General features: G+C 42.2%; 21 protein-coding genes and 1 tRNA gene. 13 read left to right on the top strand and 9 right to left on the bottom strand.

Annotated features, from left to right (window positions below):
* Positions 1–92: 92 nt before the first annotated feature.
* The 5 genes from DSM08_RS15030 to DSM08_RS15010 are packed head-to-tail and all read right to left on the bottom strand — an operon-like array spanning position 93 to position 4,025.
* Positions 93–800 carry an ATP-binding cassette domain-containing protein gene (locus DSM08_RS15030; protein WP_149526917.1) on the bottom strand — a complete coding sequence of 236 codons (708 nt, stop codon included), beginning with the start codon at positions 798–800 and terminating at the stop codon, positions 93–95.
* Position 801: 1 nt separating this feature from the next.
* Positions 802–1,755 carry a glycerophosphodiester phosphodiesterase family protein gene (locus DSM08_RS15025; protein ID WP_246172292.1) on the bottom strand — a complete coding sequence of 318 codons (954 nt, stop codon included), beginning with the start codon at positions 1,753–1,755 and terminating at the stop codon, positions 802–804.
* Positions 1,745–2,272: a shikimate kinase gene (locus DSM08_RS15020; RefSeq protein ID WP_149526916.1), complete on the bottom strand. Its 528-nt coding sequence runs from the start codon at positions 2,270–2,272 to the stop codon at positions 1,745–1,747. Before DSM08_RS15020 ends, DSM08_RS15025 begins: the two co-directional genes overlap by 11 nt.
* Positions 2,272–3,477, bottom strand: a complete 1,206-nt coding sequence (locus DSM08_RS15015; RefSeq protein ID WP_149526915.1) for a BT_3928 family protein — start codon at positions 3,475–3,477, stop codon at positions 2,272–2,274. Before DSM08_RS15015 ends, DSM08_RS15020 begins: the two co-directional genes overlap by 1 nt.
* Positions 3,477–4,025, bottom strand: a complete 549-nt coding sequence (locus tag DSM08_RS15010) for a DUF1599 domain-containing protein (RefSeq protein WP_149526914.1) — start codon at positions 4,023–4,025, stop codon at positions 3,477–3,479. Before DSM08_RS15010 ends, DSM08_RS15015 begins: the two co-directional genes overlap by 1 nt.
* Before the next feature lie 192 nt (positions 4,026–4,217).
* Here DSM08_RS15010 and DSM08_RS15005 point away from each other — a divergent pair, with 192 nt between their 5' ends.
* From DSM08_RS15005 to cysM, 4 genes are read left to right on the top strand one after another with little or no spacing between them, the layout of a single operon-like run.
* A complete protein-coding gene (locus tag DSM08_RS15005; RefSeq protein WP_149526913.1) occupies positions 4,218–5,003 on the top strand; it encodes a HipA family kinase in 786 nt (261 codons plus the stop codon).
* Positions 4,993–5,376 carry a DUF3037 domain-containing protein gene (locus tag DSM08_RS15000; RefSeq protein WP_149526912.1) on the top strand — a complete coding sequence of 128 codons (384 nt, stop codon included), beginning with the start codon at positions 4,993–4,995 and terminating at the stop codon, positions 5,374–5,376. Before DSM08_RS15005 ends, DSM08_RS15000 begins: the two co-directional genes overlap by 11 nt.
* Before the next feature lie 37 nt (positions 5,377–5,413).
* Positions 5,414–6,223: a serine O-acetyltransferase gene (locus tag DSM08_RS14995; RefSeq protein ID WP_375542871.1), complete on the top strand. Its 810-nt coding sequence runs from the start codon at positions 5,414–5,416 to the stop codon at positions 6,221–6,223.
* Complete coding sequence (gene cysM / locus DSM08_RS14990) at positions 6,223–7,095, top strand: cysteine synthase CysM (RefSeq protein WP_149526910.1); 873 nt, start codon at positions 6,223–6,225, stop codon at positions 7,093–7,095. The genes DSM08_RS14995 and cysM overlap by 1 nt, the downstream gene beginning before the upstream one ends.
* A gap of 64 nt (positions 7,096–7,159) precedes the next feature.
* Here cysM and DSM08_RS14985 read toward each other — a convergent pair whose 3' ends face one another.
* Positions 7,160–7,849, bottom strand: coding sequence for a hypothetical protein (locus DSM08_RS14985; protein ID WP_149526909.1), 690 nt, complete (start codon positions 7,847–7,849; stop codon positions 7,160–7,162).
* A gap of 180 nt (positions 7,850–8,029) precedes the next feature.
* On the opposite strand from DSM08_RS14985, the gene DSM08_RS14980 reads away from it, so the two are divergent.
* The 4 genes from DSM08_RS14980 to DSM08_RS19195 all read left to right on the top strand — a co-directional run bounded on the left by DSM08_RS14980 (position 8,030) and on the right by DSM08_RS19195 (position 12,031).
* Complete coding sequence (locus DSM08_RS14980; protein WP_246172291.1) at positions 8,030–9,475, top strand: DUF3943 domain-containing protein; 1,446 nt, start codon at positions 8,030–8,032, stop codon at positions 9,473–9,475.
* Between the two features lie 486 nt (positions 9,476–9,961).
* Positions 9,962–10,609 carry a hypothetical protein gene (locus DSM08_RS14975; RefSeq protein ID WP_149526907.1) on the top strand — a complete coding sequence of 216 codons (648 nt, stop codon included), beginning with the start codon at positions 9,962–9,964 and terminating at the stop codon, positions 10,607–10,609.
* Between the two features lie 196 nt (positions 10,610–10,805).
* Positions 10,806–11,420: an IS110 family RNA-guided transposase gene (locus DSM08_RS19200; protein WP_223110795.1), complete on the top strand. Its 615-nt coding sequence runs from the start codon at positions 10,806–10,808 to the stop codon at positions 11,418–11,420.
* A gap of 41 nt (positions 11,421–11,461) precedes the next feature.
* Complete coding sequence (locus DSM08_RS19195; protein ID WP_223110796.1) at positions 11,462–12,031, top strand: transposase; 570 nt, start codon at positions 11,462–11,464, stop codon at positions 12,029–12,031.
* A 312-nt stretch (positions 12,032–12,343) separates the two neighbouring features.
* On the opposite strand, the gene DSM08_RS14965 is transcribed toward DSM08_RS19195, so the two are convergent.
* Together DSM08_RS14965 and DSM08_RS14960 are read right to left on the bottom strand one after the other, a co-directional pair.
* Positions 12,344–13,678, bottom strand: a complete 1,335-nt coding sequence (locus DSM08_RS14965; protein WP_149526906.1) for a trigger factor — start codon at positions 13,676–13,678, stop codon at positions 12,344–12,346.
* Between the two features lie 70 nt (positions 13,679–13,748).
* A tRNA-Leu gene (locus DSM08_RS14960) sits at positions 13,749–13,830 on the bottom strand.
* Positions 13,831–14,197: 367 nt separating this feature from the next.
* On the opposite strand from DSM08_RS14960, the gene DSM08_RS14955 reads away from it, so the two are divergent.
* From DSM08_RS14955 to DSM08_RS14935, 5 genes are all read left to right on the top strand, one after another.
* Entirely contained in the window at positions 14,198–14,818 is a 621-nt protein-coding gene (locus tag DSM08_RS14955; protein ID WP_149526905.1) for a hypothetical protein, read from the top strand.
* Positions 14,815–15,117 carry a winged helix-turn-helix domain-containing protein gene (locus tag DSM08_RS14950; RefSeq protein ID WP_149526904.1) on the top strand — a complete coding sequence of 101 codons (303 nt, stop codon included), beginning with the start codon at positions 14,815–14,817 and terminating at the stop codon, positions 15,115–15,117. The genes DSM08_RS14955 and DSM08_RS14950 overlap by 4 nt, the downstream gene beginning before the upstream one ends.
* 56 nt (positions 15,118–15,173) lie before the next feature.
* Positions 15,174–15,662, top strand: coding sequence for a Coq4 family protein (locus tag DSM08_RS14945; RefSeq protein WP_149526903.1), 489 nt, complete (start codon positions 15,174–15,176; stop codon positions 15,660–15,662).
* A gap of 6 nt (positions 15,663–15,668) precedes the next feature.
* Entirely contained in the window at positions 15,669–17,168 is a 1,500-nt protein-coding gene (gene creD, locus DSM08_RS14940) for a cell envelope integrity protein CreD (RefSeq protein ID WP_149526902.1), read from the top strand.
* 137 nt (positions 17,169–17,305) lie between these two features.
* Entirely contained in the window at positions 17,306–19,408 is a 2,103-nt protein-coding gene (locus DSM08_RS14935; protein WP_246172289.1) for a S9 family peptidase, read from the top strand.
* Positions 19,409–19,507: 99 nt separating this feature from the next.
* On the opposite strand, the gene DSM08_RS14930 is transcribed toward DSM08_RS14935, so the two are convergent.
* Positions 19,508–20,455 carry an MlaD family protein gene (locus tag DSM08_RS14930; RefSeq protein WP_149526901.1) on the bottom strand — a complete coding sequence of 316 codons (948 nt, stop codon included), beginning with the start codon at positions 20,453–20,455 and terminating at the stop codon, positions 19,508–19,510.
* Between the last annotated feature and the right edge of the window lie 34 nt (positions 20,456–20,489).

Here is a 20,489-nt window from a genome sequence, read left to right as displayed (position 1 = left end):
TTATTCTGTAAACGAATAAACTATCAGTAACATTATATAGAAACTTTGAAGAGAAATATTAAAAAAGAAAGCGTAGAGAAACAACCACAAGCCTAGTTGCTGTGCTGCACGAATATCTCCTCCATACTCATGCCCGGAAACTGAGAAGCAAGTTCTGCCTTAGCAATCTGTAGTCTCAATTCACCCTTATTGATGATGATGATTTCATCGCAGATGGCCTCCACTTCCTGCATGATGTGGGTAGAGAGCAATACTGTTTTTTCTTTCCCTAGGGTTTTTATCAGATTCCGAATCTCAATGATCTGTTTGGGATCTAAGCCGGTCGTAGGCTCATCCAGAATAAGAACTTCCGGGTCATGGATAATTGCCATTGCCAGTCCGACGCGCTGTTTGTAGCCTTTAGAAAGCTGATGTATTTTCTTATGCTGTTCGGCTTGTAGGCCTGTAAGTTCGATAACCTCTCGGATACGTTGTTGTTTATTCGCAATCATATGCAGATCTGCCTCAAAAGACAGCGCCTCCTGCACATACATATCAAGATATAAAGGATTGTTCTCCGGGAGATAGCCTATTCTCTTCTTCAATGCGAGCGCCTGATTAGACACATCCATGCCTAGAACCTTGACAGACCCGGCTTCGAAAGGGAGAATGCCCGTCAATACCTTCATGCAGGTTGATTTACCCGCACCATTGGGACCAAGAAAGCCAATAATCCTACCAATGCTCGTTTGAAAGCTAATGCTATTTAATGCGCGTTGCTTCCCATAAAGTTTCGTAAGCTTGTCAACCTCAATCGCCATGTTATTGAATGTATTTAGAACGGATATTACGCTTCTTGATATAATAATCTAATGCTTTGGCTGCCTCATAAGGACGGTCGGTAGAAAGGATATCAGCACCGCGATCCACATATTCAGCATAGACTTGATAGCCCGCTTTTTCTGCCGATCGGTCTAAGTTGCCGATAGTTCCCAAGATAGACTTGATACCATGCAAACGAAGTGCTTTGTACAAGCTCGAGTCAGGTTCGCTCGTGCCTACGAAGGCAACCAATCTATTATCAGGAATATCTAAATTGCTTAGGCGTGTTAAGTCATCAGGTTTTTTGATACTGGCCGATATCATTAAGTCTGGAGCCAAACGGTTGACAACCGCTGCCTGATTAGCAGAATAAGTAATAATAATCGTGTTTGTCTCTGTCTGCGTCTTGCGGATCAGATCAACCACTAATTCGCAAGGAACTTCTTTCTTTACATCTAAGGTATAGATCACAGCATTCTTACCCCAAATAAGCGCTTGCTCCAATGTAGGGATGCCATAACGCGTAACTTGTCCTTCGGAGTCTTTTAGTTTCAGATCCTTTAGCTCAGCGTATGTCTTATTGATAACTTTGCCTTTCCCAGTTGAAGTGCGGTTCAGCGTTTCGTCATGCATCAAGACGAGTACAGAGTCTTTTGTAATACGCACATCGCACTCGATGATAGCCGGCATTTCTCTTGCTAATTCCGCAAAAGATGCAATGCAGTTTTCGGGATAGTCTGGGAAACCGCCACCACGATGCGCACTGATCAAAGGATAGGAATTTTCAGAATAGGTTAGAAAGTCGTAAAACTCTTCAACGCTGTTGATATTGAAACGTTGAGAAACTTTTGGATACATTTCTACATTATCAGGTGCAGTTCCACGGAAACAGCCCGTGGCACCGATTAAAAGGAAAGCGGCTAAACCAATAATCTTACTAACTCTATTCAGCATCGTTCTTTTGGTATTCTTCAATAATTGAAATAAGTTTTTCTAAAGGAGTGTTGATCTGATCAACATGTATATGCGCTCTGTCGTAATATGGCGCTCGCTCAGCTAATTTCTCTTCAATGAATGCTAATAGTTCTTCACCTGAGAATCCCTTCAATGCAGGGCGTTTATTAACGTCGGATTGACTTAGTCTATTCCATAACGACTTCGCACTATGCTTCAAGTATAACACTGTGCCATTCGTCAGCAACCAATCCATATTGTCAAAATAACAAGGGGTGCCACCGCCGGTAGAAATAATGCCCGAGCGCCCTTCTTGCTCCTGCATCACCAGTTGTTCCACTTTACGGAAAGCTTCTTCGCCATGCTGCTGAAAGTATTCCGGAATGCTCATCCCGATTTTCTCCACAATGACATGATCCATATCGATAAACGGAACTCCCAAAGCATTCGACAACTTCTTTCCCCAAGTCGTCTTTCCGCTGCCCATAAACCCAATCAAAAATACCGGCTTACCCATTATTGCATCTTGTCGAAATAGTTTTTAATCAACTCTTCTTTCGATGGGAAATTGTATTGCGACCATTTCTTGACCACAACGCCATTCAGCATCAACATCACACCTGGATTCGAACGGACCATGCTTTTCAAAGGCACAGCATCCACATAGAAAGTTTCCAATACCAGGTCCATCTGATCATTCAGATAGTTCACATCCTCAGTAGAAGATGCGGTCGCTAAGATTGCACGAATATTATAGTCCTCAGAAAGTTCTCGAATGGTCGTATTGATGCGATCCAAAGCTTTAAAATCAAATGGTGAAAGCTTGGTCAAATCTCTGCTCACGACGATAAAGTTAAAGTATGGGTTGCTGATCACTTCCTCTGTACGATCAGTACCTTCGATATCCGTAATGATTAAATCAGGAATAGGCAATTCGAAACCCTTCTTGATCAGCTTGCTTTCCGGATCGCCAATAACCTCTAAATTCTCATCTTCCCACAACTTTTCGCCCAAATATTCTTTATCGGTCACCTTCTTGATCTCGCCCGTAGTTTTGTTCTTCAGCTGATAAATATGCTCATAAACATCAGGTTCAGCACCTTCCGGAATCTTGCGAAGTTCGACCAAGTTATTTCCCTCTTTGTATGGTAGGAAATCAACGAACGGAAGGAAATATAAGGTGTAGATGCCGATTCCAAAAGAAGCGATAATAATAAAGAGCGTCAATAAATTGCGCGTAAATAAGCTTCTGATAAACGGCTTGATACGGTCTCTATAAATAAAAAGAGGGATAATCAATGCTAATAATACAATATCCTTAATAAAAGACTCCCAAGGGGTTAATGGAATAGCATCGCCAAAACAACCGCATGATTTCACTACTTCGAAGAAAGCAGAGTAAAACGTCAAGAAAGTAAAGAAGATGATCAGTAACAATAATCCCCAAGCGACTTTTCTGCCGGCAATTCCCAAGATCAGCAAAGCACCTAGGATGATCTCTAGAGCACATAGTGCAATAGCAATCCAATGGGCATAATCGTTGAGGAAGTTAAGGCCGAAAACATGGAAATATTCCTGAAGTTTATATCCAAATCCGAGTGGATCGTTCGCTTTTATTAATCCGGAAAAGATGAATAATATCCCGACGATAAGTCTAGGAATCCATAGCCATAAAACTGGTTTTTCTTTTTTTTGCGTGTTGAAACTGCCTGTATATGTCATTATTCTGCTTTTTCTGCCAAACCCAATTTAATCAATGCGAAGACCGCATAGTTTAGCATATCTTGGTAATTAGCGTTTAGACCTTCTGATACTAAGGTCTCGCCGTTGTTGTCTTCAATTTGTTTTACACGATGCAACTTCGTCAGGATCATATCTGTCAATGAGGAAACTCGCATATCGCGCCACGCTTCGCCATAATCATGATTCTTCGCTAACATCAAGTCGCGCGTCAGATTCACTTTCTCCGTGTATTTCGCCTCAACGTATGCCGGGTCTAGATTATCTTCTCCATCCTCGCCGAGTTCCAACTGCATCATCGCAATAACGCAGTAATTGATGATACCGATATACTCGTCGATTACTCCTTCGCCCACCTTAGAAACCTTCTTCACTTCCAATGTACGGATGCGCTGTGCTTTGATATAAAGCTGATCGGTAATCGAAGTCAGGCGCATAATGCGCCAAGCCGTACCATAATCTTTTGTCTTTTTGATAAATAAATCTTGACATTGAGCGATGACACGGTTGTATTCAGAGATGGTATCCATATAATATTGCGTACTTTTTTGATGCTAATTTTCACAAATATAACGAGAATTAACTAGACCTTATGGTCAAGCCAGTGTACATTTTTAGGTTTAGTTCCGAATTTTTGCTGTTTTCCGCTACCTTTGAAGATACAGCAGGAAAAATCTGTTGCTATAGACTTTCAGTAGCCTATCAAATTTAAACAATCTACAATGGAAATAAAGAGTCCTGAAATTAGGGAGGTAAATATTATCCGCTATATACAGCCATTCCGTGAAGGGGGGTCTCTACCGGGCTTGGTCGACGCGGATGACGGTTTCAGCTATGTCATTAAATTCCGAGGAGCAGGGCAGGGGAAGAAAGCATTGGTCGCAGAATTTATCGGTGGCGAATTGGCGCGTTTTCTGGGGCTGCGCGTCCCGGAGATGGTGTTTGCACATCTGGATGTAGGCTTCGGAAGGACCGAACCGGATGAAGAGATCCAAGATCTGCTTAAATTCTCCGAAGGCAAGAATCTTGGTGTACATTTCCTAAATGGCTCCATAACTTTTGATGCCAATGTAGATACTATCGGCGCGGAAGAAGCATCGAAAATTGTGTGGTTAGATGCATTACTGATGAATGTAGATCGTACTGCTAAGAACACCAATATGCTTGTTTGGCATAAAGAGCTTTGGATGATCGACTACGGAGCGGCGTTGTACTTCCATCACAGCTGGGACAATTGGGAGGAACAGATCGAGAAGCCATTTGTACAGATTAAGGATCATGTTTTGCTAAAGCAGGCATCCGAAGTGGCAAAGATCGATCAGGAATATAAAAGTTTGTTTACTCGCGAGAACATCGCGAAGGTGCTTTCCGCGATTCCCGACGAATGGCTTATCGACGAGGTCAGAAATCTAACGGCAGCCGAAGTGCTCGAAGTTTATGTCGAATTTATCGCTCGACGCGCTGAACAATCTGAAATTTTTGTAAATCAAATCCAAGATGCACGATAGAACCCTATATGAATATGCCGTGGTTAGGCTGGTTCCTCGTGTGGAAAGAGAGGAATTCTTGAATATTGGCGTGTTGTTGTATTGCCGAAAACAACGTTATGCGGAAATCCTGTATCATGTCGATCAGGAACGATGTTGTCACTTGGCGAAGGATATAGACTTTGAACAGATTGAAGCCCATTTACATTCAATGCGCCAGGTTTGCCAGGGATCAAAAGATGGAGGCACATTAGCCCAACTGGATCAAACCGAACGCTTCCGATGGTTAACAGCCAACCGGAGCACCCTTATCCAGTGCTCGCCTGTTCACCCGGGCTTATGTATCGATGCTGCAACAACGCATCAAGAATTATTCGAAAAATTAGTGCTATAAAACCCGTAAATTAGCATTAGAACGCATACTTATGAATATGAAAGACTTTTACGAGCATATCTTCCAAAAGCAACAAGCCGTTCAAGATATGCCCAGCAATAAACAGATTGCGCAGTGGGCAGTCGCATTGATGCACCTGCTCTTCCCAGAGCGCAATTCGCACACCTACCATGAGCAAGCCGATGTAGAGGCTGCCTTTCAGGTGTCTGAAGCCGAGCTGTACCAGCTATTGCTCAAAACAAAGGCCTGCGCAGAATGCGATGTGAAGAAGGTGGCAGCGACTTTCTTTGAAAAACTGCCGCAGAACTATCAGGTGATGCTGACCGACGCGCAGGCGATCCTCGACGGCGACCCGGCGGCAAAGAGCTTGAACGAAGTCATACGCACCTATCCAGGCTTTCTGGCGATCTGCATCTACCGCATTGCGCACGAACTATTGATTCAAGGCATCCCTTTGATTCCACGAATTCTGACGGAGTACGCACATTCCAAAACAGGAATCGATATACACCCAGGCGCACGGATAGACGAATACTTGCATATTGACCATGGAACAGGTGTCGTAATTGGAGAAACTTGTATCATTGGAAAGCACGTGAAACTTTATCAGGGCGTAACGCTGGGAGCTTTAAGCGTAGACAAGAGCTTATCCAATACTCAGCGTCACCCTATTATCGAAGATCATGTAATTATCTACGCCGGAGCAACCATCCTCGGAGGGGAAACCATCGTCGGACATCACTCGGTCATCGGCGGAAATGTATGGCTAACTGCAAGCGTCGCACCATACACGACTGTTTATCATCAACCGAATTCTAAATTTATCGACTCTAAACCGCTAGCATAATGGGAAACATAATAGAAACAATAGGAAACACGCCTTTGGTCGAAATCACTCGATTTCACAACAACCCAAAGGTTAAGATATACGCCAAACTAGAAGGAAACAATCCTGGAGGTTCCGTGAAGGATCGCGCAGCCTTGAATATGATCCGCTCGGCAATGGAACGTGGGGAAATTAACAAGGATACCAAGCTGATTGAGGCAACTAGCGGTAATACCGGAATTGCCTTGGCGATGATTGCAAGTATGTTTGGTTTATCTATGGAGCTAGTGATGCCTTCCACATCGACGCGCGAGCGCACCTTGACGATGGAAGCCTTTGGTGCTAAAGTAACCTTATTGGAAACCATGGAAATTTGTCGCGACTATGCTGAAGAGAAAGCTGCGACAGGCGAATATTTTATCTTAAATCAGTTTGCGAATCCAGACAACTATGCGGCACACATCAAGACCACCGCGCCGGAAATTTGGCGAGATACGGATGGAAAGATTACGCACTTCGTGAGTGCCATGGGAACAACAGGTACCATTATGGGCTGTTCAATGTTCTTAAAAGAGCAAAACCCGGAAATACAGATCGTAGGCTGCCAGCCAACGGAAGAATCTTCCATTCCCGGAATCCGAAGATGGCCAAAAGAATATCTACCTAAGATTTTCGATGCCTCACGTGTAGACCGAGTAATTGATATTGCGCAGTCAGATGCTACGCAAAAGGCAAGAGAACTAGCGCGCCTAGAGGGGGTTTTCGCCGGCATGAGCTCCGGCGGAGCGTTCCACGCTGCCCTTCAAGTTGCCAATGAAATCGAAGAAGGCGTCATTGTCTTTATCGTTTGCGACAGAGGAGATCGATACCTAAGCTCCGATTTATTCGGATAGCCTATAAATAGCTGCGCCAGTAAACTCCTTTACTGGCGCAACTTATTCAAGTTCCGAAACGGGATTACCTTCCGTCCAAAGACCACAGCTCATAGATTGGATCTCCCTTCGACGAGAGTCCCGAGTGATGCCAATCCTTATCTTTTATCTCCCCCTTAAAAGTTAATTTTGCGCCAACACGGCTATTGTCTCTTGAGAAGAATACTATCTCTTCTACATAATCGTTATTGTTGAAACTGTATTTACCACCACCAGTACCATAGAAGCCTTTCTCTGCCGGATTAATGGCGATCCATTGGAAGTAGCCATCGACAAGCAACTTGATTGTTTTACGATCGCCGCGAGCAATGGTCGACATCTTATTATCCTGTTGGCGCCCGGTGATGCGCCAAAGGCCATCAAGCCCTTGTTTTTTCGCATCTTGCTTTTTGAAATCGAGTCCATCGATTTGCACATTTTGAGCGCTCAGTTTGGTTCTTAACGTCTTTTCAGAACCTACCTCTGCCGGATTAGCATCGCTGTATTCTATTTTAACGGTTAGACCATTTGCGTCGCTTGTATAGGGGCCACCCCAAGTAGAGAGGTATTTGTTTTCTTCATATTTAATGTAAGATAAATAGCCATCGATCAACAACATCAAATGATTGGTTTGACCATCTTTCGCCAAATAGGCGCCGCTTGCTGCTGCCTTTTCCTGGGCATAAAGGCTCGTGGAAAGTAAAATGACAAGGAAGATTGAGAGAATTCTTTTCATGTTGTTTGTCGTTTTGGTTATCACTAAATATAATTAAAACCATTTAAGTATCAAACTGTTTGCTTTTCTTGAGAGTTTCTGCGGCCGGGATATAGTCATTCGAATGTAGCATCCACGATGAAATTTATATCTCTCACGGAAAAGAATTAAATTTGCAGATATTTTAAATCATTGATACCATTGCGACACTTTATTATTACGCTCTTCACTTCGCTCGTTGTACTCTTTACTTGCCAATCAAGCTTGGCGCAATCCGACTCCCTACAAATTAGCACAGCGGATTCCCTTCGTTTTAAGGATCCTGCTTTTCTGAAAGATACGTTGACCTGGAACTTAAACCCCAAAAGAGAGAAAAAGTTCTGGCGCGCAGGGGCGGAGTGGTTCCTAGCGCAGGCATTACCTGCTTCCTTCAATCGCTTTATTACACGCGACCCCTATTCCTATATCACGTTTAAGAATTTTATAGATCACCAGCGATTTAGTGCTTGGGATTGGGATGATAATCAATTTACCACCAATCAGATCGACCATCCCTTTCACGGACAGATTTATTTCAACGCTTTTCGTAGCAACGGCTATAATTTCTATGAATCGAGTATAGCTACCGTGGCGGGAAGCTATATTTGGGAAACTGCCGGCGAAACGCAACATCCTTCAATCAACGACCTCGTGAACACAACATTCGGGGGGATCCTTTTAGGTGAGATGATGCATCGCGTATCCCGAAACATTCTCGCAAGAAACAAACATCATCATAACCGCATCGGAAATGAAATTGTCGCCAGCATAGTCAATCCGGTAAGTGGCTTAAACCGCCTACTCGACGGTAAATGGAGCAAGACTGTGGAAGATTACTTTCTGGTAGACTCATCTGTCATCGCTGCAGAAGTCGACATGGGTTTCCGTCGGTTCGATGCGAAGGAGGGCGACTTCCTGGCAAAGGGAAAGAACGCTTTCTACGGACGCCTCCGTTTCCGCTATTCCAATGGTGACCACAATTACAAAAGACCATTTGATCAGTTCTCCGTGAACTTAGAATTGGGAAGCGGCGATAGCTCGTTCATCAATGCCGTCAATGTGCATGCGCTCCTCTATGGCGCCAAATTCTTTAAGTCGCAAAAAGGCGAACACTTCGGAACCCTCAATGCACATTATGATTTCTACAACAACGATGCATTCTTCTATGGTGCACAAAGTATCAACTACAATTGGGTATCGGAGTTTCGCTATAAGAAGAATAATCGTTTAAACCTGAGCGTCGGTGCCGGTGCGGTAGTATTAGCGGCGGTTCCTGATCCCTACCTATTGTACGGAGCAAGCAGAAACTACAACTATGGCCCGGGAGCATCCTACCGCTTCCGCGGAGAGCTCAGCCTCCTGAATAGACTCATGATCTCAGCAGATTATAATGGTGGCGTGTTCTTCACCATCTCAGGTAATGATTCCTATTATATCCTCCACGGACTTAATACCGAAGCCAGCCTGCGCTTATACAAGCGCTGGTCCATTAATTTAAGCTCCGGTTACTTCAACCTACAAGGTCACTTTAAAGACGAGCAATACCCAGATTTCAATAGGGAGTATCCTTATGGAAGGCTTTCTATTGGTTATAATATTTTTTTCTAAGCGGGCTTAGATATTAGATGTTAGACATTAGACATTAGACCTGTGGCGTCCTGTTTTGGTGGTATTTTCAAGGATATGCAGGATGTTTTGTCTTTGAACCAGGAAAGGAAGGATGCAAGGATATGCAGGATCCTGTCAATCCTTCCATCCTTTTTTTCCTGGTTCAAAACAAATTTCCCTTCCTTTCCTGGTTCAAAACAAAATTTCCTTTTTTTCCTCGTTCAAGACGAATTTCCCTTCCTTTCTTGGTTCAGACAAAAAAAATATAGCTGCAATGAATCAATCCCCTTATAAAGCCCTTTCAGAACTCTTTCAAACCCAAATCAAACCCCTTCTGAAAGGGCTTTGATTTGGGTCTGAAAGGATATTCATGGAGGTTTGATTGCTCGCAATCCCTTCTCGCTCATTAACGATTATTTAGTCTCTATTATGAGAAATAATATTAAATATTCTTATGTTTATTGCTTGGAAACTATTTAATATTATATGAAAAAAAACTACTCCTTATTGAGCAAGGCTATCTTTGCTTTTCTTCTTTCGATTGCAGCATCCGGTAATTTCGCATTTGCGCAAAGCGAGGATTCACACTTGCAAAAATTGCATGCAGTCGAACTTTCACCGGCAACTCCCGGAGTTCGATACATCTATGAGACACCAATTTCTCCAAAGTCAACCTTCGAGTTTACAGCGGGTCTAGATGCCAGTTTGATTTTTGCCTACTCAAATTCTTATGTCAAGATTAATCAAGATCGGATTGAAGAGAAAGAGAGGCGATTTCAGCTTTACCTGACTCCGAATATTGGCCTGGCGTATAAATACTATTATAACATGAATAAGCGTGTTGAGGCAGGCAAGAATGTGAACAATAATGCGGGGAACTACATTGGATTGCGACTGATCAATGGTTTGGAAGGTTGGACAACGGAAAAGGTAAAAACCGAAACATATACCATGGAAAGTCAGGGATTTTCTAAAAATTACATCGGATTCGCCTCAGCAGTTTGGGGGATGAATAGAAATCTGGGTAAGAACTTTGTATTTAATTTTGAAGTAGGTCCGGGAGTTGTGTTTGGGGAGGACAGGGAGACGGAATTCTCTTTACGATTGAATACGGGTTTCAAAAAAGTATTCTAATCCGAAATAAAACTTTCATGTTTTCATTGAAATACCAACAGGAATGAAAGTTCTTGATGGCCTTTGAAAACAGACACTTTCAGAAAAAAACATTCATGATACTCGGGTATCACCAACAGCCATGAAAGTCACGGGCTCATAGTCCCAATAGGCATTTAGCCAAAACGGTATCTTAGTACCAATAAATATAAGACCTATGGCTGTCAGCGGATTACCCTTTATTCTTGATCGTGGCTGTGGACTGGATGTCCATAAAGACACAGTAGTTGCTACCATTAAAGGTAGTGATTTTGATACAGAGACAAAAACCTTCTTAACTTTTACGGATGACCTGTATGATTTAGTGCAATGGCTTCAATCCCATTCCATTACACAGGTTGCCATGGAGAGCACCGGTGTTTACTGGCGACCGGTTTACGCGGTTTTGGAAGATTACTTTCACATTTTGTTGGTCAATGCCCGCCACATCAAGAATGTTCCGGGGCAGAAGACCGATAAGAAGGATAGCGAATGGATCTCCAAACTGCTTCTTTCCGGTCTACTGAAGGGTAGCTTCATTCCAGCACAACATATCCGGGAGCTCAGGGAGCTCTACCGACATAGACGCAAGCTGATCGCGATGCGGACTGCAGAAAAGAACCGGTTGCAGAACATCCTTGAATCTGCCAACGTCAAACTGCGGAGCGTGGTCAGCGACGTATTCGGTGTAAGCGCCATGGAAATGGTCCGATCCATGGCTAAAGGTCAGAGCGATCCTTTGCTGTTGGCAAGCATGCCAAGGGTTCACTGGTCAAGAAACACGCAGAACTGATTAAAGCACTTACTGGCAAGGTCACAGATCACCACCGCTTCATGTTGACCCTTATACTGCAATCCATCGATCATATCAATCTACAAATAGCACAATCAGAGGCTCAGATGGAACAGTACGCAAGGATCATGTATCGGGAGCTGGAACTACTGGAGACTATTCCGGGAGTGTCTTCCAAAGTAGCATTAGGAATCGTCTCAGAGATCGGTACGGACATGACCCAATTTGCAACACATCAGAACCTTTCCTCATGGGCTGGTGTTTGCCCGGGCAACAATGAGAGTGCAGGAAAAAAGTATTCCTCCAGAACAACACATGGAAATAAGTATCTCAAGACGACGCTCGTAGAGGCCGCATGGGTAGCCTCTAGATCCAAGGCCAATCCCTTACTTGCAGTCAAGCATCACCAGATCGCTGCCCGAAGAGGACATAAGAAGGCGACAATAGCCATTGCACATAAGATATTGACCGCTGCATACCATGTGCTGAGGGACATGGAACCCTATCAATTACATCCCCAGGATATAAAAATACTGGAAAATAGAAGACTTAAAAGAATTGACAGATTACAGAAACAATTGAGTACCCTGAAGAACACGTCTTATAAATAAAAGATCGACCTTTTTTTGGTGGTTAGACTCCCCGTGAAAAAAACTGATAACAGACGTTTAAGAACCAACAGTTGATGCCTTTAGAGCTCGAAGAAAAAATTATACTCTTGTTTTTAGTAATAAAGTCCTTTTTTTGATCAAGAAGAATACTTAAGAAACAGAAACAAAATATTCCAGACAAAAAAATAGACCCTTGAACAATCACTGGTCTGATTTTTTATTGGTTTAAATTGAAAAAACAACAATAACTTTCAGAAAAAAAAGGTTAACAGTCGCCTGTTAACCTTTTAATATTACTAATTCTTAATTCTTCTATTTGTCTAGTTTTTCGAATTTATCGAAATCAATCTTTTTAGATTTTAACTTCACAGTTGATTTCAATTGATCGAATACTTTAAGCGCTTTTACCTCTTCGAATAAGCGGTTTGCTTGTTCTCTGTCAGATAATAACTGCATTGCGAATTGTTGTAATTGCTCGTCAGTTGGCTCTTCGTTGATGTTGTACATCTTGATTTGTGCGTAGATACGCTCTTTAGCTAACTCAACAACTTCGTCATATTTTACTTCAAGGTTGTTTGCTGTAACGATTCTGTTTTCGATAATCGTCCATTTCAGGTTGCTAATGAAATCTGCGAATCCTTCTTCGATTTCTTCTGTAGATAAGTTCGGGTTAGTTGCTTTTAACCATCTTTTCAAGAATTCCTCAGGGAATTTTGCTTCAACTTTATCCATACCAAAAGTGTACATATCGTTACGTAACTTTTGTGCAGAGTTTTGTTTGAATAGGTTTTCAACTTCTTCCGTTACTTTTTCGTTGAATTGCTCTTCTGTTGTTACTTCACCTGCAGGGAAAAGTTTGTCAAAGAACTCTTGGTTCAAATCAGACTCTTCTAATCTGTTGATGTTTTTAACAGTCAATTCGAATTTTGTAACGTCTAAAGCTTCTGCTTCATCTTCTGTAATACCTAAGATGCGCGCTAAGTCAGCAACTTTGAAAGCTTTCTTCACGTCGATTTTTACAGTATCATCTTTTTTCAAGCCTACCAAAGATTTCTTGATCTTAGCATCCTCGATGATGTCTGTACGAACAGAAGTAGTTTTTTCAATACCTTCTTCTTTATCTTGTTTCAAAGCAGCGTATAATACATCACCTTCCTCAGAAACTTCTGGGTTAGTCATTTTACCGTAGCTACGACGTAAGTTTTTGATACGCTCTGCTAAAGTAGCTTCGTCAGCTTTGATATCGTATTCTGTGAATTCCGTTTCTGCAGTGAAAGGAACTTCAAATTCAGGTGCTAAACCAATTTCGTATTTGAAATTGAATGTATCGTTGAAATCCCAGTTGTATTTTGTGTCTTGATCCTCATCTAGGGGTAGAGGCTGACCGAGTACTTCTAATTTTTGCTCGCCAATGTATTCAGCAATCTTATCGTTGATCATTCTATTGATCTCATCAAATAAGATTGATTTACCGTACATACGTTTGATATGTCCTACTGGAACCATCCCTGGACGGAATCCTGGTAACTTAGCTTTTTTTGCTTGGTCTTTAATTGCTTTATCAACTTGTGGGTTGTAATCCGCTGGAGCAATCTCCACTTGGATACTTGCGTTGATGTCGTCAATGTTTTGGTGTGAAATATTCATACTCTTCTTTTAGCTTTTCGCAATAATAAAAAAAATCCTCCCGAGAGATTACTTACGGGAGGATATCAAGTGCGGAAGAAGGGACTCGAACCCCCACGCCTCGCGGCGCCAGATCCTAAGTCTGGTGCGGCTACCAATTACGCCACTTCCGCAGTTAGGATTTTATTGAGCCACAAAGATAGAAACCAAACCTATACATGTCAAGACTTTTCTACTCTTTTTTTTACTCCTTTTTTGTAACTCTTTGTTTAGTAACCTAGTAAATTTTTAGAGCATAGCATTTATTTTATCCAGCAATAGGGTTTTTAGGTAATTATCAACAGATAGGGGCGTAAATAGGACGAAAATTGATTAACAATTCTTGATAAACTGGATCCTTTAAGATGTTTTTTATAGAGAAAGTATGGAATTCGGGACCCATTCATTATTCCAATATGGTGGAATTTCCTTGAATTATTTTTGAAAAAATATTTGGCAATGCGGTTTTTTCTACTTTACTTTGAAAAACAAAGTACTTTTATGAATCAGCAAGATCTACTAAAGGATATCGGACAAATTCGCGCTATGATGGAGCGCTCCTCGAAGTTTATGTCGATCAATGGACTTTCTGGGGTATTGATTGGTTGCTTCGCTTTAATAGGGGCGGCTGCAGGGTATTATACGGTATATGGTACGAAGAGCGAGTTTGGGTATCGCGATCACTATGTATTGGAAGAGCAGGTGCTTTGGAAACTTGTTGCTATCGCGCTTCTCGTATTGATTGTTTCTATCGTAACGGGCGTGACGATGGCGAAAGCCAAGGCTAAGAAAATTGGACAGACGATTTGGAACCCGACGAGCAAGGCCTTAGCTAAAGCCATGGCGATCCCTTTACTAACCGGTGGACTGTTTAGTCTGATTTTGATTTTTCGCGGAGATTATTCTTTTGTTGCATCCAGCTTGTTGATATTTTATGGACTGTCTTTGACGGCAGCGTCGGTATTCACTTTTGCTGAAGTTAGAGTACTTGGAATTTTGGAAATTCTTTTAGGCTTATTAGCTTTGGCGTTTCCTGGCTATGGCGTCTGGTTTTGGGGGCTTGGCTTTGGGGTATTGCACATTGTTTATGGTCTAATCGTACATAAAAAATACGAAAAGTGAGTTTGGATTTAACGTTATATGATAAAGTATTAGAGAATCGAGTACGCCTACAGATTATGAGTATTCTGATGGCCAACGAGTCGTATGACTTTAATTCATTTAAAGAATTGCTGGAAGTGACCGACGGGAATCTCGCTTCGAACTTAAAGAGTTTGGAGAAGGAGGGCTATATCACCGTGACCAAAACTTTCATCGATAGGAAGCCCAACACGAGGTATAGTAAAACCGATAAGGGACAGAAAGCGTTCGAAAACCACTTAATTGCGTTGGAGCAATTGATAAAACAACAGTATCTATAATTTTTTTTGTTCAACAACTTTGAAATTCAAAGTACTTTTTAATAAAAATAGAAAATATGAGAGGACTTCGTTTAAAATTTATGCTTCACCTCTATAACTGGTCGAGCAGGGTCTATGCGGAGCTGTTTAAAACCCATAAACAAGCATGGGGGATAAGCAAGCAAGAGTTTGCCGAATTTGCGGATGGAAGTTTGGGAGCGGCTCTAGGGCAGTTTTATCGAGATAAGGGCTTCGATGTGATGCCTAAACTGGAGAATCATGATGTCTTTCATCTGGTTACACAGACAGGAACCAATATTGAGGATGAAATCGCTATGCAATATCTGTTGCTAGGGAATGGAAAGATATCCTTATATCTATTGGGGATGGTCGCTATCGGAGGATTTGTATTTCCGGAATATACAAAATACTATTGGCGGTCTTTCCAAAAAGGAAAGGAAATGTGGCCCTTTCATCATCTGGAGTTCAAAGACTATTTAAACGAACCGCTTTATAACTTACAACGTGCATTTGCTCAAAAAACTAATATTCTAATCTTAAAATAATCTATCATGGAAAATATAGAACAAAACAATCCGCAAGACGAACAGCCGACGAAGTCACTTTACGACCGTGTTACAGGATCCGTAGTCATAAAGTTTGGGGTGGTCTTCTTTCTGACGCTCATTTTATTAATTCCGATGAACCTAATTACAGATCTGATTTCCGAACGTAAATACCGGGAGCAAAGTGTATCGAATGAGATTGCTGTCAAATGGGGCAAGGAGCAAGTTATTGCGAGCCCGATTGTCGTAGTGCCCTATGATGACGTTCGGGAGGTCGTGGAAGAATCATCCGAAGGCGTGAAGCAGGTTGTGAAAACTGTGGTCAACCGTTGGGCACAACTGCTTCCGGATGAAGTACAAGCAACAGCGGAGGTAAGCCCCGAACCCCTGAAACGCGGTATCTACCAAGCCGTAGTCTACAGTTCCAAGATCAAGTTGAAAGGAAAATTCGTTGGCTTCGACATGGAAAAGCTCGATGTCTCAGCGGAAAAGTTGAAATGGAACGAAGCAAAACTGATTTTCGGGGTCCACGACGTAAAGGGATTGACCGCAAATCCAACCTTGAACTGGGGCGGAGCGATGATGGAACTTGGAAAATCAAATTACGAAATGAGACCTTATCAGGAAAATCTGATCGTCGATTTACCATTGTCGGGCAATGAGGACTTAAAGCAAGGCTTTGAGCTAGACTTTGATATTCGTGGGTCTCGCTCCTTGAATTTCCTTCCCTTAGCAAAGCAAACAGATATCGATGTGAAGGGGAATTGGTCTAACCCTAGTTTCAATGGTGGGCACCTTCCGGAGAGCCGTGACGTAACGGATCAGGCATTTGCAGCCAAATGGAGCATTCCTTCTTTCAGCCGCAAGCTCCCACAACAGTGGACAGGCGGGCAGCAAAATATATACGATTTCCTAGGCGTAGATCTGAATAGCGAGAATGGGGAACCTTCTGCCAATCCTTATGATGCTATTCCTGCAACAGCAACGGTCGCTGGTGTAGGTGGAAGTGCAGAAATGATTAGCTCAGATTACGATATGGTTCAAATAAATTTCTTACCTTCAATAAACAATTATCAAAAGACTACGCGCGTAACGAAATACGGGATCTTAGTCATAGCATTAACCTTTGTTTCGCTACTTTTCATGGAAATTATCAAAAAGCAGCGCGTGCATATTATCCAATATGTGTTGATCGGTTTTGCAATGGTATTGTTCTATGCTTTACTTCTTGCCATCTCCGAGCACCTGGGATTCAATATTGCATATCTGCTGGCGGCATTAGCGACCATCTTATTGATAGCTTCCTTTGTTAGAGCGATTACGAAGAATATGAAATCGGCGCTTATATTTGGCGCTATACTATCCCTATTTTACGTATTCATCTATATTTTGATGCAGCTGCGCGATTATTCTTTAATAGTAGGAACGATAGGTGTATTTATCATTCTGGCAGCATTGATGCGCTTATCGACAAAGATTGACTGGTACCAATTCGATAAACGATGATTAAGCTTAAAAAGGAATCATTCCTCATGTATTTAACCAGTATATGGTTATTGATGACGTCGGCGAGGCACTGAAAACGATGTGGAATTTCTTAATACCTCGCAACTTTAGTAAATTGGCTCAAAAAAGAGAATAATATGTTGAGATTATCATGTATTGGAGCACTCTTATTGATCAATAATATGGCTGTTGCACAGAGTAAAGAAGTTCCACAAAAAGTGAAGAGACCGCAGGTTGAAAATCAGGTCAAAACCATCAACGGAGGTACTCCGCTAAGTCCAAAAACACTTTGGGAGCTGGGAAGAGTGAGTGCTGAAGGGTTGTCAGCAGATGGTACCCAATTGATATATGGTGTTTCGAACTATCAATTTGACGATAATAAATCTGAGAAAAATTTATTCGTTATTCCGGTAAAGGGCGGAGAAGCGAAGCAATTTACCAGCGAAGCGGGTGGAGAGTCTGTTTTATCTGTTCAAGAGAATGGCGATGTATTGTATATGTTCAAGGGCCAGATATGGCAGAAGAGCTTAAATGGTGGCGATGCGAAGCAGTTGACGGACATTGAAGGAGGATTGGAGAATGTGAAGATTTCGCCGGATGGAAAGTCGATCTTATTCAGCAAAGCGGTTCTGCTGAAAGACTATCATTCTGTAGATAAATATGCTGACCTACCGAAGTCGAATGTCTATATCTATGATAACTTAGATTACAGACATTGGGATACCTGGAACGACGGACGCTTTAATCACCCATTTGTAGCGAGCTATGAAAACGGGAAGCTTGGCAAGCCAAAGGATATTATGGAAGGCGAGCCTTTCTATTCGCCGCAAATGCCTTTTGGAGGTGCGGAGGACTTTACTTGGGCGCCGGACAGCAAATCCGTTATCTATGTCGCGAAGAAGCGATTTGGGAAAGACTATGCGCAAAGCACAAATACCGACTTGTATCAGTATGATATTGCATCCGGTAAAACCAACAACCTCACGGAAGGGATGATCGGCTATGATACGAATCCAACTTATAGTAAAGACGGTAAGCTATTGAGCTGGCTGAGCATGAAAACGGATGGATATGAAGCTGATAAAAATGATATTATTCTTTTAGAACCTGCCTCCGGAAGGAAGGTGAACTTAACAGCTCATTGGGATGGTACGGTAAACTCATTCGTATGGAGCAAAGACAATAAGAAAATCTACTTCGTCGCACCGACCAAAGGTACGGTACAGCTTTTCGAAATCAATGTGGCAAAAGGGGTATGGTCGAAAATGCTCCCTAAGATTACACAGATATCTGAGGGCGACTTTGATATTACTGGAATCGTCGGTGAAACGGCTACCGGCCTTATTGTGACCTCTACGAAGATGACGAGAGCAACCGAGGTTTTCGATTATAACTTTAAATCTAAAGCGATCAAGCCGATTACCACGGTGAACGATGCGATGTATAGTCAGATAGCCGATACCAAGGTAGAAGGCAGGATGACGAAAGCGTCTGATGGTTTAGATCTTTTTTCATGGGTAATCTATCCGCCGGACTTTGATGCGAGCAAGAAATATCCAGTACTATTGTTCTGTCAGGGAGGACCACAATCCGCAACCACGCAGTCCTACTCGTTCCGCTGGAATTTCCAATTGATGGCATCTCAAGGTTATATTGTTATTGCTCCAAATCGTCGCGGTATGCCTGGTTGGGGCGTAAAGTGGAATGAGCAAATTTCGAAAGACTGGGGTGGACAATCAATTCAAGATTACTTATCGGCAATCGATGATCTTTCTAAAGAGTCGTACGTAGATAAAGAGAATATCGCTGCGGTGGGTGCTAGTTATGGTGGTTATTCGGTATTTATGCTAGCAGGAGTTCATGAAGGAAGATTCAAGTCTTTGATATCACATTGCGGATTGTTTGACATGACTTCTTGGTATGGCACGACGGAAGAGCTATTCTTCGCTAATCATGATATCGGTCCTTACTGGGACAAGAACAATGCAAAGTCGTATAATGAGTTCAACCCGATCAAACATATCGACAAATGGAATACGCCGATTTTGATTTTTCAAGGCGGTAAAGATTATAGAGTTCCGATTGGACAGGGATTAGAGGCTTTCCAAGCGGCTCAATTGAAAGGCATAAAGAGCAGATTAGTGTATCTTCCTGAAGAGAATCACTGGGTTCTTTCAGGACATAATGCACAGGTATGGCAACGTGAGTTCTTCGGATGGTTGTCGGAAACCTTGAAATAAATTAAGAAGCTTATCAAATAAGAAGAGCGACCGATAAGGGGTCGCTCTTTTTATTTGCAATAAAGTGAGGCTATGTTCTGAACTTTGCCGCGCTCTATACTATTTCGTATCCTTCTTGCCGAAGATGGATATCTTCAAGTATTTACCAGGGTTGGTCTTCAAATCATTCACCAACTCATCTAAGCTTTTCGATGCGTTATTCAGGTTGTTATACAGCTTCTCGTCGTGAATTAACAAACCGATTGAGCCCTCTCCAGAGTTGATCTTATTCGTGATAGCCTGAACATCGCGCATCGCTTGATTCGCATTGTCGATAGTCGCCTTGATTTCAGTTTTCGAAAGATCTGAAGATAGGCTATCTAAGTTGCCAAGGATGTTGTTGATCTTCGCGTTATTGTTTTTGAAGTTGTTGGTGATAGACTCTAAGTTAGCCATGATGTTAGCCAGTCTGTTCTTTTCCGAACCCATTAAGCCGTCAACATCGCTGGTAATTTTCTCCAGGTTTTTCAGTGACACAGAAATACTATGCACACTGCTTTTGAAATCTCGTTGGAAACCATCATCTAATACGGAGTTCACTCCAGACAATACCGAGTCTAGTTTTTCCACCAGATTTTCGATTTTCTTCTGCAAAGGCTCTACCTTTTCCATCAGGTTTGCCTGAACATCTGATAGAAGGGGATCGCCACTTCTGGCCATCGTTGTGCTGTTGCCAAGTTCGAAAACAATAGCCTTGCTGCCTAATAAATCAGCACTTACAATTCTCGCAACGGTGTTCGAAGGAATATCATAATCGTTGTTGATCTTAAACTCTGTGCGGATTTTGCCATTCGGCTGCAACGTTAATTTTGATACACGCCCAATTTGAAATCCAGATACGAGCACCGGTTTTGAAACTGCTAATCCGTCTACATTGTCGTATTCTGTATAAAATGTGTTTTCGCTACTAAAGACGTTGTTGCCCTTTAAAAAACTATAGCCGATAAATAAAATTGCAATGGCAATACTGGTTAATGCGCCGACCTTGGTTTCGTTAGATATCTTCAAAATATTCTTAATTAAGTTATTCTACTCTCCTATA

Origin of the sequence: Sphingobacterium hotanense (assembly GCF_008274825.1) — a bacterium.
Taxonomy (GTDB): Bacteria; Bacteroidota; Bacteroidia; order Sphingobacteriales; family Sphingobacteriaceae; genus Sphingobacterium; species Sphingobacterium hotanense.
This window is presented reverse-complemented; position numbering and strand designations above follow the sequence as displayed.